Source organism: Paenibacillus sp. A3M_27_13, from assembly GCF_024213315.1.
GTDB lineage: Bacteria > Bacillota > Bacilli > Paenibacillales > Paenibacillaceae > Paenibacillus > Paenibacillus polymyxa_B.
Genome location: NZ_JANAVE010000008.1, coordinates 68,847 through 84,564, shown reverse-complemented (window position 1 = coordinate 84,564; position 15,718 = coordinate 68,847). Strand labels below are relative to the sequence as shown.

The window sequence follows — 15,718 nt, the reverse complement described above, 5'->3', positions numbered from 1 at the left end:
ATGCTTCCTCACTCCTTAAGCCGGACCCCCAACACCTTACTAGCCAAGTCTACCTGCTCATGATTCAAATCCACTTTAACTGTACCTAAACGTCTCTGCTCGCGCCACTGCACCAGGTCCTCTTCTGTTTCCAATTTGAGTTCAGCAATCTCCACTGCACGGTCAAACATATATTTAGACGTGTACAACACCGTATAAATCCCTCTCCCTCCAGATACAATCGGCTTGTCCCTCTTCATCCATTTCTCCACCGTAAATTTCACATATAGCTTATCTTCCGTACCTCGCCTGTAAGGACGTTCGGTGATTTCTTTACGCTGCATTACCTTCCAGTCAACCACTTTCCCATACCAATGAATCCCGGTTTCGCCTGTGGATAAAAACTGACTTCGTGACTGATAAAGAGCAACATATTTTATCTGTGTTAATAATTTGTGATCAGAGATATTCTCCAATGGTATATGGTAAAACTCGTACTTTAATGCTAAATCTAACTGCGCCTTTTCCCGCAACGAACCAACCATAATATTTTTGCCGCTCATTTTGTTCTGATAATAACTCTTCGTCCCCCGCGGCCGGGTAGAACGCTCATAGGCTTTCTCAGGACTATCCATGATAATCTCATCCAAGAAAGCTTCCATCAGCTTTGTTGAGTTCGGTAAAAATGGAAATGCCCCAACATTAATTAACTCAATACTTTTGTAAAATTTATGTTCTTGAAACCGTTCCTCATCATGATATGGGAACAACACATAAGCACCGAACATGCTTCGTTCCAAATCCCGGTTATGTACATCGGTGTACACTATAGCATCCCGATAGCGATGCATCGTGTTGATGTCATCTTCCTCGGGACCAGGCATCTTGTAATTTCTGAAATACGACGTTCCCTCATACCCTGGATTCAAGCGATATTTGGCATCAAAAATATACTTATATTCCACCGCAGCTTCATTTTTCTTCAGTGTAAGAACATTGTCCGGCTGTTGCCCCAGTGTTTCGCTATGATCGCCTTTAGGTAATGTGTTGTAGTAAAGGGTGAATACCTCCCCATTGGCCGGGTTTCGATATACCATCTTGGCCTTCTGTGTTCTATCCAGGGTTACAAACAAGCCCCTGCGATCAACCTTAATCATATCTTGGGTGAGAAGCTCATACTTCCGGCTAAGAAGATCATGGATTTTAAGAAAACACCAATATTCATATAGCTGTGCTAAGTCCTTCATGGAAATACGGAAGAGGTCATTTTGAATGGACAAGCCCTTCATAAGCATCAAATAATTCCGGTACACTTCCCGATACCCCGGTGCCATTTGTAACACCAAAGAGATCGACAATTGCTTCATTTCGCCAACCTTTAGAAAATCCAGGTTCAATAGACGCTTTATTTGTGTTTGCATAAATTCCAACCGCTTCGCTAGCAAGGGATCTTGTAAGCGACCCTTTTTCATCAATCGTGCTTTTATATCCTTCAACTTGCTCGAAATACGGAGCAGCATCCAACGTACAAAGCGATTCTCCATCGTGTTGTAGCTAATTTGCCGTTTCGTCTCCAATACATGACTTGGGTAATAGCCTTGGTTGTTTAACGGTACAAAGCCAAGCCTCTCATCCGACACTAACAGATGGGGACGTTTAGTTATAAAAGGAACGTTCTCTTTGCCCACCTTCTTCGCTCGGGCAGCTTCTACAATTCGCTCCTCTTTCACTAGCTTAGTATGCGGAGAAGCCTTAATCCGCTCCACAGCTTGAACAAGCTGGTCGAACACATGCTGAAGGATGGTAAAAAACTCAGTTAGACTTTGATTACGTGTCTCTTTTAGACCCGTCAGATTGTAGGTTTTTCGTAAAAAGTCAAAGGATAGATTATAAATCTGCTGGTTCACATCTTTCAGGATCATTTGGTAATCATTTTTGTAATCCATCTTTGCTGGAAATATCTCGAGCTGAAGCTGACAAATCGGCTGCCCATTCCATCTTAGCTCCAAAACGGATAGTCCGACTTCATTTTGAAAGTTCAGAATACCGGATAAAATCGTTTTACCGAGGGGCTTAATCGCTTGACGTAAGTTTACATTCTCATGGTGAAAGGTTAACGCTATATCCTGCTTTTTCTCAATAATTAGCTCATAAGACTGCGTCTCGAAAAAGATCGGGTAGCTTGGGTCACCTGTTTGCCATGGTGACAATTCGCCTAATTGAGGAGTAAATACAGATACCTTTTCAATAGATAGAACCGTGGACAGAGTAGACACCTGCAGTGAGGTATCCACCCACTTCCCTTCCTCGGTGCGGTGAAGCTGCAAAAACTCCACGGTCGGATGAAACGGCTTGCCTTGAATATATAAATTAAACAGATTCGTCTCGACACGAATAAGCTCAACGCTCTGACTAAGAGAGCCAATATGAGGTAAATCCATCTTCCTCCAACCTCCGTAACATGAAGGCAATTTTTCTACCAGTTTGAGGATGCCTCGCATCTTCTTCTCCTTGACTGGAGCTCCATTTCTGGTAGAGGCCTGAAGCATCTTCAATAAGATCATTTACTACTAAAGACTTCCCTAGCGCTCCTTGCATCAATTGCAGTAACACCCGTTTCACAGATAAACTACTACCCTGGACACGCGGAAGTATTTTCTGAAGAAGCTGCAAATCAAATGCCTCATCCTCAGTAAGTAATTGAAACCGTTGATTATATACCATATAAAAACAAATGGAGTCCCTAATCCGAAATCCGACCTGGGCATGAATCTCTTCTAGGATATGGTTGATCTTCACGAGCTTCTCTGTCGTTTTATGTACCAAATCACTATAATCCCTGTACACGTCCACTAACTGTAAATACTCGCTGCGTAAAAATTGATTTTCGGCCACTATCACTTCTTGTTGCTCTGCCCGATGATCGTTTGGATACTGCTGTAAATTGATGTAGTTAAATTCAATCGTATTGGCACGATCTAACACCTTTTTGCTAAAAGGATGCGTAGTCTCATCCATATTGACTGTTCCAATCAAATACACGTTATCTGGCAAATATAGATCCCCATAGATCGACTGATCCTCTGACCTTAAGGAATCTTGGTTAATTAACGGTGAAGTCACAATTCGATTGTTATTCCATTCTTGGGTTTCGATGATACTCAGCAAATCACTAAAATAATACTCCACCCTAGCCAAATTCATCTCATCCAGACATATAAAATAAGGCTTATGTTGGTTTTCTGGCTGTGAAGCATCCACCAACACTTCCGCTAAACGGCCCGGACGAAAAGCTCCTGATAAATCTTTGTAGCCCAAAAGATCGGACGGATCACTCCAATCCGGCCTTACTGGAATCAACGTGAATTGATGGTTACTTCCAATCGCACCAAGTGCCTCAGCGAATAGCTTAACAAGCTTCGTTTTGCCTGTACCCGATACTCCAGCTAGAATGACGAATGGTTTAGTCTTCAGAGATAAATACAGGTTCTCAATTAGCCCCGTCGGGTAATGAAATCCTCTTTGCTCGATAAAGGCTTTGATTTGCTCAACTCGCGGCGATACCGTTAATGGATCCAATGGCCCTAGCTCCTCATATTCGAAAGTAGGCTCATTCTCTTCTACTGGCTCTTGTGTCAGGCTGTCCACGTAAAGCTTATAGTTATTCATTACATTTTCTAAATCAGCCAATAATTGCTCATCATTCGGAATAGAGCCCTGATCATAACGCATATAAGCCACCGTGGATACTTGATAATCCCGTCCTAAACCGCTTGTTGTCAGGTGGATGTTATCATCCTTTTGCATGCTTTCAAGCGGAAGCTGATCTCGCATTTCGGTGACCTTTTGCTCGAAATATTGGTAGGCCTCTTTCCTGCCCCATTCCTTGATAGGAAGGGTCACCCCTTGGGCTAAAGTTAGATAAACATTCCTCATATCCTCTGAAAATAAATAAACGATATACTGGCCTTGCTGTGTTGTTCCTGTAATTCGCTTATCCATGATAGCAATCCAGGGTATGTTAGCCCAGTTGCCCTGACCAATAGAGCCTTGGATTTTATAGTTATCATCAATAAAGGGCAGCTTCCTTAGTTGTTCCGGTATAGTTTGTCGAAACAGCACACCTAAGGGATGATTAGCAAAAGTTTGTGTTTTGGCGTGTAGGTAACTATTTAAAATTTCAGTTAGAGTATTTTGCAGTGAAAAGGCGGCTCCTATCTCGTTAGATGTCAGTTGATTATTGTAGCTGTCTAACTCATTTAGCGCATATTCTTTTAATTCCTGAATTACTTTGTCATTCAGCTGATCCATAATGGATGACTTAAAGGTAATAGTTTGTTGATCGTTGTTAAATTCAAATATTGAAGATAGCGCATCTATAGGTGTTTTAAGCAGTGTCCTCGTCTGGGCTAACGTATAATCATTCCAGCTTGAAGTTTCTCTCTGCGGTGGGGCATCCACTGGATTTCCTATACTGCTACGATGTCGGTAATAAGCCAAAAACCGCTCAGCAACTTTGTTGAGCGGAAATATTAGATTGTGGTGGTTCACTTCATACTCGTCGATGAGGGATAAAACAAGAACCATCTTATAGGACTTTTGTTTACTTCGGAAAATGTTTGAAAGTTCGTTAGGTAACATGGTATTCCTCCAAGAATGTGCATTGGCTATATTAGACATAATTCGTGAAAAAGTAACTTTATCCTTTCTTTATCGGCATGATAGGGAAAACTTTAAATTCCAGATTAAAGAAGAAACTAAAAAGCAAGACCGTTCCTTTTATGCATATCCTTTGAAACATCTTTCGTATTCAGCATCTTGGGAAGTTACTGCAACCCCAAACGCCGTGGCTGATGCCACCTATAAGATCATTAAAACGGAGTTTTGAACCAGATGAGCTTTCAGAGCCTTCGTCATTTAGATTTGGAATTATACGATTACGTCAACTGGTTCAATAAGCATCGCATTCATGGAACTTTGGGCTATTTGACGCAAATAAACGTCGTCTTTTGTACACTCTATATCAGAGGAACCACTTTTTGAATCTCACCGATTCATTTTTAAACTTTCATCCCATATTAAATATTGAAGTAATGAAGAAGAAAAAAACATACGGTCTCCCAACTTCCGGTCCATATATTTATGCATCCTTTCCCGTAGGAAACTTCTAATGTGAACCATTTTGATATGTAAGCAATCACTTTTGGGATTATGAAGTTTTCTTGTTACTAGCAGCTTGGCTATCTGATAATCTCCAAAACTAACCATAGAGTTATAAAAAATTTCTTGGTAATCTAACTCGTTACTCGTAAATCCAATTCTTTGGACAGACTTATTCACATTATAATCTTGAAAAATTTTATTGGTGTTAAAGTCGAGACCTGTTTTTACTTCGCAAATAATTCCTATTGTTTTCCCTGGCTCAAAGTAAGAAAGTAACAACGGATCCCAATCCTCTAACCTACCGCCTGTTTCTTCATATACATATGGAAATCGAACAGCTAACAAATCTGCGTCGGATGTCCTTCCCTCACTATTTTGATGTAAAACAAAATTATTAATAAGAAAGAAGCCATTTAATCTAAGATACCAATACACCAATTCTTCTCCGAAATTTGCATTCATTTGTTTTCTCCCTCACACTACATTAAAATTGATAGGATTATTAGCCTATGCATAAATAATATCATTTTAAAGGACTGAAAATCATTAACTTTGATGAAATTTAAAAAGGACTCCTTTTAAGGAATCCCCGGTATCTTCTCGATTATTATTTATGATTATCTTGGTATTTAATAATATGGTAAGAATAAACTTAATAACTCATTCATCTGGTTATCGTTTCCGTTGTGTTCTTTATAAAAACAACTTAACATACTGCCTAAAGAATAATGAAGAGTTTTTAATCGTTTTCAATTCAATTATTAGTTTAGAAATAACCATTATTGTCCAATACTACGGTAACCTCTTATCATATTACCTTTATTTTCAGGGGGAATCCGGTTTTGGCTAAAGAATACTCTTTCAATAAAAGTTATTTATTTTCATAACGTACTACGCCGTAGTTCATAAAAATACTGCACAATGGGGTGCTTTAACTTCATCTTCTCGGTCATGTTTAAAATTCGCTTTTTTCCTACTCGTCTGTCCACTAAAGCTAGAATATTCAATAAGATATCATTACTCTCTAAGCTTTCCTCTATAGAAGTAGTTAAAAATTTATTAGCTACAACATTAAAATTAGACTTGCTTAATGAGGCCTGTGCTGACAAAAGATCCTTTGCATGTTCTGATATTTTTCTACCTCTTGCAATTACTTGTAGACGATCCTCCGGAACGTTCCCATTAGTATCTTTTCTGACCATTTCAATTTCTTCATTGCTGATAGGAACTTGGATATCTGGATCATTCTTGATTTCCAACTCCGTCTGATACCATTTGATTGGACTAGTGATATCATTCATATTGAGTATGTTCTTCTTATCTACGGCAATATAACAAATTCCAGGTTTATCAATTAAATAACGGTAACTGGTTGCCCGGTATTCGACCCTTCCGTCTAACGCAGGACAAAGGAAACTCTCCAGTTGTTGCTTCAATTTACTCCAAGACATATATCCTCCTATGTTTTCAATGCCTACTAACAGCCCGTCCCCCACCTTGGCAATTTAATTTCCACGTTCCTCTACCTCATCATGATCCTTGCTTCCAAACTCATCAAGCAATGTACGCACTTCACTTGTTGATTTGGCGTTCATTAAGCTGTTTCTGAGTTCACTTGCCCCTCGGAATCCACGGACATATATTTTGAAGAAGCGGGCGAGTGGGCTGAAAGAACGTGGCTCCTGCGCTGAATAATGATCATGGAGATCTAGATGAAGCCGCAGCAATTCAAGCAATTCCTCACTGCTGTGTTCCTTCGGCTCCTTCTCAAACGCAAATGGATTCTGGAAAATACCACGCCCAATCATAATGCCATCCACTCCATATTGCTCAGCGAGCTTCAAGCCGGTCTGACGGTCCGGAATATCTCCGTTAATGGTCAGCAGTGTATCTGGTGCCACTTCATCACGAAGTTTCTTAATCTCCGGAATCAGTTCCCAGTGAGCGTCTACTTTGCTCATTTCCTCTCTTGTCCGCAGATGAATGGACAAATTTACAATGTCTTGTTTCAAAATATGGGTCAACCAGTCGCGCCATTCGTCTACGGTAGTGAAACCGAGCCTTGTTTTTACACTGACGGGCAGTCCCCCGGCTTTGGCGGCCTGAATGATATCTGCTGCGATTTCGGGACGGCAGATCAGGCCGCTTCCCTTCCCATTCTCGGCTACATTCGCTACAGGACAACCCATATTAATATCGATGCCTTTGAAGCCTTCTTTCGCCATACCGATGCTCATTTCACGGAAATATTCCGGCTTATCTCCCCAGATATGGGCCACCATGGGCTGTTCATCCTCTGTAAAAGTCAAACGCCCGCGTACACTTTTGTTTCCCTCCGGGTGACAATAACTCTCTGTATTCGCAAACTCCGTAAAAAACACATCCGGTCTGGCTGCTTCACTTACGACATGGCGAAACACAACATCCGTCACATCTTCCATCGGTGCCAGTATAAAAAAAGGTCGTGGCAAATCACGCCAAAAATTATTCATCATATCAAAAACTCCTCTATACATACCAGGACAAATCTTTGGTCCCAAAATGGTAAAGCTAACCTGTTCATGTCCTTGCTTCTTCTTCACATATAACATGTTTAAGCAACGTAGTTCAAACGGCAGTATATGTTAAGCATAGACATCTAAATGAGTATATCATACTCAATAGAGGAGCATACTCCCCAAAAGACTCGCAAAAAAAGGAAGAGCGCCCGCCCCTCCTTGCCATCTTCTATAACGTACTGCGCCGCAGTTCATAGAAATACTGCACGGCATTACTTCCCCCTTCCTATGCCGTTCCCATGCGAAATAGCTAAAAAAAGCCAAGAAATAATATCCTTGGCCCACTTCGTCAATTTCTACACATGAATACCCAAAATTTTCAGCTGTTCATTGATTTTGGCTTCAAGTTCAGCGATTTCTTGTTTATCTTGCTCTAATAGCTTACTCACCTCATCAAGGTCAATAACTTGTTCTTCTTCAAACGTATCCACGTAGCGAGGAATATTTAAGTTAAACTCGTTTTCTTTGATTTCTTCAAGTGATGCCACGCGAGCATATTTATCAACATCTACACGATTTCGGTACGTTTCTATAATCTTATTAATGTTTTTATCAGTAAGTTTGTTTTGATTTTTGCCTTTTTCAAATTCATTGCTTGCATCGATAAACAAGATGTCTTTTGTTTTACGATTTTTCTTGAATACCAAGATCGTAGTTGGGATGGATACGCCATAAAACAAGTTGGCAGGTAAGCCTATAACGGTATCAAGGTAGTTTTTCTCAATGATCGTTTGGCGAATCGCACCTTCTGCTGCACCACGGAACAAGACACCATGTGGTAATACAATCGCCATGGTTCCAGTATCATTCAGATGATACAAGCTGTGTAAAATGAATGCATAATCCGCCTTAGTTCTAGGAGCGAGTTTACCATATTCCCTAAAACGTGGATCTTTGAGTTTCGTTTCGCTATTGTCCCAATGAGCAGGATAAGGAGGATTCGCAACCACGGCATCAAATGAGCGTGGATGGTCAGTTCCTTGGGCATCTGGTCCATCAGGCCAATCGCTTTCAAGTGTGTCAGCATTAGACAGAGTTATGTTATTAAATGAAACACCATGCATCATCAGATTCATACGAGCCAAGTTGTATGTTGTCGTATTTTTTTCTTGACCAAAAAATTTAATCGCCCCGGGTTTATTTCCACCAGGCAGCTCACCTTGAACCGTTAATAACAATGATCCCGAACCGCAAGTCGGGTCATACAGCGAAAAAGTATGTTCCGATTCCTCTACACCGTCTATTACGATTTTAGCCAAAACTTTAGACACTTCATGAGGTGTGTAGAACTCTCCACCTTTTTTACCTGCACTTGCTGCAAATTGACCGATCAGGTATTCATAGATTGCGCCAAGAATATCCTTGTTATCTTCACCCTTGTATTCAATGCCATGAACAAGCTTTACAATTCGGTTAAGTGATTTTGCACGTTCATTTGTAGAAGAGCCAAGACGTGAGTCTCCAAGATTAATGTCGTTAAATACACCACGAAAATCTTTCGCAGCTTCTTTATTTAATTCGGCGTTTCGATTGAAGTTATCAAAAATAGTCTGATAATCACTAGGAATCACCATGCTATTATCAATCTTATCAACTAAAGATTCCCAAGTATCAAGCGGTGCAATGGCATAGCCTAAACTTGCAGAAATATCTTCTAAGTAATCATTCAAATCGTCACCTTTTGCTTGTTCTAAGTAGGCACTATTGATCGTTTCACCAGCGGCAACATCAATAACATTATTTTCAACTAAATATCGTTCTTGATGTTCTGACAGATAACGATAAAACATAAAGGCTAAAATGTAGTTCTTATATTCTGCGGCATCCATGCTTCCACGAAGCTCATTGGCCATCGCCCACAGTTTTGTTGTGATGCTTTGTAGATTATTGCTCATATTGCTATTTTCCTCCTAAATAAACATTTGTTGTAGTAGTGCTTTCTTTTGTTCTTGCAAGTGTTCCAGCTTACGCTGATGAAGGGTGATGAGGTGGTCGAGGCCTTTGAAAAAGGCTGCAATCTTGGCTTGTTCTTCAAGATCTGTTGGTAAGGTAACTTTTAACTGTGATAAAGATTTTTGGCTTACTCCTTTAGCTGTTCCTCCACTAGACAAAGCAGATAGTTCTGCAAATGTTTTCGGAGAGCGTAAAAGTACAGCAAGAAAGTCATCGGTAATCTTTTCTGGATTAACATCAAAAGCAATCGTTCGTTGACTTAGGATATAGCCTGTATCATCAGGTACTTGAGCCACATTTCCCATTGGTGCTTCAGTTGTAAAAAGTACTTGTCCTTTTCTTAATTCACGTCCAGTCATCCATTTATCGTATAATTCTTGATTTCCATAATGAGCATCTGCACTAGGGTCAATATATCCATTCTTAACATTCAAGGCAGATAGTGCCAAATAGCCAGTTTCGCTCCAGTCTAATCCCAACTTTTTAGGTGTTCTTCCACGAAAATCAATAGTACTTTTGATATTGCCGAAGAAATGGCGCTGTTCCCAAGCGCCAGTGAATCCAGGAAAACGAACTTCAGGAAAATCTTCGCCATTTTTCGGAAACATTTTTTGAAGTAATCCATCCTTCAAATTTTTAACGTTATTTAACTTACGCTGATGAAGGGTGATGAGGTGGTCTAAACTTCGGAATAATGATCCGATTTTCACTTGTTCATCTTTATCAATAGGTACTTTAATTTCAATTTCCGCTAAGTCATTTGAGTTGATTGCAGGATAACTTGTACCCGTACTTCTATCTAGAACAGCCTTAACGAATAACTCTTCTTGTACGCGGCTAAGCAAGAAATAACTATCAATACTTGGTCGCATTTGTGCATAACCAGTTGAGAAAACATAGTTATCATAGGGCAAGTCATACAAATAATTGTTCTTTTGATAAGGACGAACTGTTTGATAAAAGACATCTCCAAGTTGTGCTAACCGTTGAGCTCGAGATGGTGCAGATTCTTTTGATTCAGTACGATGACTAATCAAATTAGTACCTACAACAGATTCCAAATCAACGTATTCAAATTCGTCTGGCAATATTGATTTAGGATTAAATTCAACAATCTCCCACAACCTACGCTCTTCCCACACATCAGTAAATCCAGGAAACCTTAATTTAGGTACATTTTCTTTGTGTTCGCTCATTGCTGCTCTCCCTGTATGGTCTTAATGACTCTATCAAAATCAGATACTATTTTTTGATGCTTGTTGAATTCTTTATACTCACCAATAGCCTTTTCCTTAGCTGTGCTTTGTGAAATGCGTCCATTTCCATCCAAGATTTCATAGCGATTGAATGTTAAGAATTCATCAATGCTTTTCGCAAAGTCCTGCATTCCCAATAAAACCTCATCTTCGAGCAGACGCTCAACATAGTCGAAATACGCGGATACGTTACGCTCCAGACTGCGAATTTCTTTTTCCGATAAATAATTCTTCGCAACGGATACATCAGATTGTAAGATACGGCCATCGGGTGAGTTCTTCCAAGAAGTAAGTCCCATGTGCTCTTTATCTTTATCAGCACTGTCATACACAATTTCCGCAGCCGTTTTGCCTGTAATGGCATAATGAAACTTATTTTGAACTGTCGCATAAAACTTCTTGGTGATGTCTGCGTTTCTGTCATAGTCGTATGAAATTTCCGCAAATACATCTGATATTTGTTGCCATATACGTCTTTCACTTGCTCGAATGGAACGAACGGTTTCAATCAGCTCACGGAAGTAATCCTTACCAAAAACATGCTCACCTTGTTTCATACGTTCAACATCAATTTTAAAACCTTTCTGGATGTAATCTTTTAAGACATCCGTTGCCCATATACGGAATTTCGTCGCCTTTTGCGAATTTACACGATAGCCAATTGAGATAATGGCATCCAAGTTGTAATACTTCACTGGATTTATTTGTGTTTTCCCTTCCATTGCACCGTGTCGAGTGGTATTTTCCAAAATAGAAACAACCACTTTTTCATCCAATTCTCCAGACTGGAAAATATTCTTTAGGTGTTTACTGATTGCTGGGACTCCAACATCAAAAAGTTGTGAAATAATCTTTTGGGTTGCCCAGATCGTTTCATCTTGAACAAGAACTTCCACTTTTTCATCGGCATCATACATTAAAAATTGTATTTCGTTCATAATAAACTCCAATCTAATACTTTGTTGAACGATTTCGCCCCGTTTACCTCTCTACCATTTCATCCGCTAGTTCGTAAATCGCGTCACGCAACCCGTTTCGATATTTCATTTTAGATAAGGACTGTACTTTTTCATCATGAGCTAGTGTCTTATAGTCAGAACTGGCTTGAGCGATAATGTCACGGATTTGACCCGTATCATCCAAATCTTGCAAGCCATAGCGATGACGGCTAAACAATTCTCGCATTTGAGCACTTGTGATAATATCTGTGATTCCCCACTTCACTCGGAAGTCAAGAAACCTTCGATCCAGGCTGACGTTGTTCGCTTGCTGGATAATATGTTCACTGTCACTCAGCTTCACAGGATACTTGAAGTCAGAGCCTGCAGGTGGGAAGTGACCTTTGATAATTGCAGTAGCTGCATTCATAATTTTAGTCGCATAGTTACGATCATCCAACCCATTGGCAAATTGATTGATTTTTTCTTGCGTCTCTTTGGCTTCTTCATCTTTGCCTTCGTGGACTTCGTTCAATAATCGTTCCACGAGTTCAGTAAGATAATCATAGTCTACTTTAACATCCTTCACATGTGTCATGCGCAGTTCGATTTGATAAAGAGGAATTTTCTTCTCTTTAGCAATATGTGACTTCAATTCATTCGTTAAAACGGTTGTCAACATTTTCTCTTGATCTGAAGTCATCCCTAACTTCTCTATTAACTCATCTCGATCATCATAGTTAAATCCGACTTTTTCGCCATCAACTTCATCTGGATCATATTGCTTTAATTTTGCCATTCCTCTGTTATATTCACGGAGCAAATCGAGCATCTCGTCCTTTTTCTTTTCAGATGGTGGCAACTGTTGAAAATCAGATGTTAAGCTACCTAGCTTCCCAACCACTTCTTTCACTCCATTAAATACATCTTCAAATGGTTTAGCAATGATACCGTCTTTCTGATTAGACTGACGTTGTTCTTCTTCAGAAAGAATAGCTGAGTTTTTATTCGCATAAACAGCAAGTGCTTTATTCATTAACTTCTCATTTTGAGCAGGCCATCGGTAATTTACCACACGTCCCCATGGTTTCTCTTGCATATCTGCAATACGGTTCGTTCTTGAATAGGCTTGAATTAACCCAGCACCTTTTAAGGTTCGATCCACATAAAGCGTGTTAAGTTCAGGTGCATCAAAACCAGTCAATAATTGGTCAACCACAATAACCAAATCGAGGAAATTTCGATCGGTGACCGATTTATTTAATCGCGAAGTCACGTCTTGGGTATAGCCAGAAACATCATCCATCCCAAAAGATGTACCAAATTCAGCATTATAAGCTGTAATGGCATCGTACAAACCTTGATTCGTAGCAAGCATACTATCATTGTTTGAAGTGTTTTGACTAAATGTCACCGCAACTTTTAATGTTTGTCCGCCATTCATCTTATTTTCTTCGTTGACACGTTGAAACTCCTTAAAATACATCATTGCCATTGGCGTACTTGCTTTACCACCACCCACATGAGTTGTGAACAAAGCATTATACTTGCCTTCATTAGAACGATTACGCCAATTTTTGAAAATGTCTTGCACTACTAATTTGATATGATCCGAATTTTCATCGTAGAAACTGGGTTCAACAGCATCATCCATATCTTCCTGGGAGAGATTGTTGATTTTCTCTTGAATTCGTTCTTCATTCCATTTCGGATAGCGTTCACGGTAAAACGCAGGAAGATATTGTTCTTTCATTTGTTTTTCGTCAATTGTTGTCTCAAAATCCACCTTGAATCCTAACACATTACGGTCAGCAATCGCTTCACGAATGGTATATGCATGTAATAGTGGACCAAAAATATCTTCTGTTCGAAGACCAGTGGTCGTTTCATCAAACATCGGTGTTCCCGTATAGCCTACCCAAGCAGATTTCTTAAAGGCTTTTTGGATATTCTTGAATGAGTCACCGCCAGTTGAACGATGGGCTTCGTCCACGATAAATACGATATTCTTATCTGGAGCTTGAAAGGTTTTGCGTTTCACCAAGGTATCTAGTTTTTGAACCGAAGTAACAATAATGCTATTGTCTTTACTTTTAAGCTTGCGACTCAAATCAGTCGTATTGTCTGTGTTTTGAACGCTACCAAATGTGTCTTCTGTCGCATCAGGATCATAGGCTTTGTAATTTTCATTGGTTTGCTTGGTTAAAGCAATTCTATCCACAACAAAGACAACCTTGTCCACCTTCGGCATACGACTTGCCAGCCATGCCGTTTTGAAGCTTGTGATCGTTTTACCAGATCCCGTTGTGTGCCAGATATAACCGATTTTATTGGTACCAAGTTCAAAATCTGAACGTTTCAAGCCCTCGATCACATTTTGTGTCGCATACACTTGATACGGACGCATCACTTTCAACGTTTGTTTGTTCTTTGTTCCGTCCAAAATCATGTAGTTAGTAGCCATTTGATGCGCCATTGGAATCGAAAGCATAGAATCAGCAAATTCTTTCCAGTTACGCACGATGTTATTGTCACTCTTGCGTTGCCAGTTAAAAGCAAAATCCTTATTAAATTTATCTGCCGTCGTATTCGCCATATACTTCACATTATTTGGTGTCATTGCCACCAAAATTTGCAAGGTTGAGAAAATATCACGATACTGATGATCTGCAGCATATTGCTGCATCTGATTGAGCGCTTCATCGACATTACGCGTATCACGCTTTTCTTCAATTTGAATGATTGGTAGACCATTAATCAAAAGAGTTGTGTCAAAACGACATTCTCCTTTTCCTGTGATCACTGATGGTCGTTTGATTTGATTGACCACTTGATAAACGGTATCTCCAGCCCCTATTTGTTTTTGATCAAATACAGTAAGAAACACATGACGTCCATCATCTAAATCTATTTCGATTTGCGAAACCCCATTTAAACCATATAAGAACTGCCCTGCTTCATAGGGGGTCTGAATATCAGAGATAATTTTCTTAACTTGATTAAATTCCACAACACTTAAAGGATGGTCAAGCGTATTCTGATTGTGTTGTTCCAGGATCGCCTTGAAATTATTCCAGAGTTGTTCTGTAGATTTAATATGCGGTTCGTATTTCCATAATTTTGTTTTCACTATGTAGCCAGCACTTGATTCTTTGATATCAAAGTTACCCGTTCCTTCAGGATGTTCTTGTTCTACAATTGTGCGACTCGTCAGGTATTGAATTAATTCTGTTTCAAATTGATTCTCGGTCATTTATTGATTGCCCCCCTAAGCTTTTCTAATACTATGGTAGTTTCCAAATTTGCCGCTCTAATTTTCAATGCTTCTAGTCGCAATTGGTTGAAATAGAGTTCACCGATTATGCGCTGTTTTTCTAGTGCGGGCAGATCTGGTAGCTCAAGCTCTTTCACTTGTTTCAGTGTGTATTTTAGAACTTGAGACCCCTGTAGCCCCATTTGAAACTGTTTCTTAATGAATTTATCTTCATTAAGTAAGTAAACAAGATATTTTGAATCAACCTTTTCATCAGTTACTAATTTAACGTAGTTTTGCGTGTATAGATATCCCCGATGCTTCACACCAACTATAGTAGATTTTCCCGATATCAAACTAAAAACAATATCCCCTTGACATAGCGTACTGACCTTATCCAAGGTTCGTACTTGTTTGCTTTCACTACCATTTGAATCAATACCAACCAAATCATCTTCAATATCTTGTTGTCCATAATAGGTGTAAAGTGGTGCTTTATCATCAACCACTTCTATAATCCTAAATTGTGGAGAGCCACTCACGAACTCTACTACGTTTTCTAATCTCCTCATTAAAATTCGTGCCTTTCTAAAATTAACTTTTATTATTGATGCTTAT

The 15,718-nt window shown here is 39.6% G+C and carries 10 protein-coding genes and 1 pseudogene; 1 reads left to right on the top strand and 10 read right to left on the bottom strand.

Features of this window, described 5'->3' with window-relative positions; translation table 11 throughout:
• Positions 1–8 precede the first annotated feature (8 nt).
• Positions 9–2,420, bottom strand: coding sequence for a restriction endonuclease-like protein (locus tag NLX82_RS22050; protein ID WP_075153764.1), 2,412 nt, complete (start codon positions 2,418–2,420; stop codon positions 9–11).
• The gene (locus NLX82_RS22045) at positions 2,392–4,620 is read right to left on the bottom strand and encodes an MrcB family domain-containing protein (RefSeq protein ID WP_254349072.1); all 2,229 of its coding nucleotides are present in this window, start codon (positions 4,618–4,620) and stop codon (positions 2,392–2,394) included. The genes NLX82_RS22050 and NLX82_RS22045 overlap by 29 nt, the downstream gene beginning before the upstream one ends.
• Positions 4,621–4,819: 199 nt before the next feature.
• Between NLX82_RS22045 and NLX82_RS22040 the strand changes: the two are divergent.
• Positions 4,820–4,977, top strand: a pseudogene (locus tag NLX82_RS22040) (IS3 family transposase); the annotation flags it as partial.
• A gap of 48 nt (positions 4,978–5,025) precedes the next feature.
• On the opposite strand, the gene NLX82_RS22035 reads toward NLX82_RS22040, so the two are convergent.
• The 8 genes from NLX82_RS22035 to NLX82_RS22000 all read right to left on the bottom strand — a co-directional run bounded on the left by NLX82_RS22035 (position 5,026) and on the right by NLX82_RS22000 (position 15,609).
• The gene (locus NLX82_RS22035; protein WP_075153762.1) at positions 5,026–5,604 is read right to left on the bottom strand and encodes a hypothetical protein; all 579 of its coding nucleotides are present in this window, start codon (positions 5,602–5,604) and stop codon (positions 5,026–5,028) included.
• Between the two features lie 419 nt (positions 5,605–6,023).
• On the bottom strand, positions 6,024–6,593 hold the full coding sequence (locus tag NLX82_RS22030) for an SF0329 family protein (protein ID WP_254349071.1): 570 nt from the start codon (positions 6,591–6,593) through the stop codon (positions 6,024–6,026).
• Between the two features lie 54 nt (positions 6,594–6,647).
• Complete coding sequence (locus NLX82_RS22025; RefSeq protein WP_254349070.1) at positions 6,648–7,637, bottom strand: tRNA dihydrouridine synthase; 990 nt, start codon at positions 7,635–7,637, stop codon at positions 6,648–6,650.
• 359 nt (positions 7,638–7,996) lie between these two features.
• Positions 7,997–9,595: a type I restriction-modification system subunit M gene (locus NLX82_RS22020; RefSeq protein WP_254349069.1), complete on the bottom strand. Its 1,599-nt coding sequence runs from the start codon at positions 9,593–9,595 to the stop codon at positions 7,997–7,999.
• A 15-nt stretch (positions 9,596–9,610) separates the two neighbouring features.
• The gene (locus NLX82_RS22015; protein ID WP_254349068.1) at positions 9,611–10,849 is read right to left on the bottom strand and encodes a restriction endonuclease subunit S; all 1,239 of its coding nucleotides are present in this window, start codon (positions 10,847–10,849) and stop codon (positions 9,611–9,613) included.
• The gene (gene rhuM / locus NLX82_RS22010; RefSeq protein ID WP_254349067.1) at positions 10,846–11,847 is read right to left on the bottom strand and encodes a RhuM family protein; all 1,002 of its coding nucleotides are present in this window, start codon (positions 11,845–11,847) and stop codon (positions 10,846–10,848) included. The genes NLX82_RS22015 and rhuM overlap by 4 nt, the downstream gene beginning before the upstream one ends.
• A 43-nt stretch (positions 11,848–11,890) precedes the next feature.
• Entirely contained in the window at positions 11,891–15,100 is a 3,210-nt protein-coding gene (locus NLX82_RS22005) for a type I restriction endonuclease subunit R (RefSeq protein WP_254349066.1), read from the bottom strand.
• Positions 15,097–15,609: a restriction endonuclease subunit S gene (locus NLX82_RS22000; RefSeq protein ID WP_254349065.1), complete on the bottom strand. Its 513-nt coding sequence runs from the start codon at positions 15,607–15,609 to the stop codon at positions 15,097–15,099. Before NLX82_RS22000 ends, NLX82_RS22005 begins: the two co-directional genes overlap by 4 nt.
• Positions 15,610–15,718: the final 109 nt, after the last annotated feature.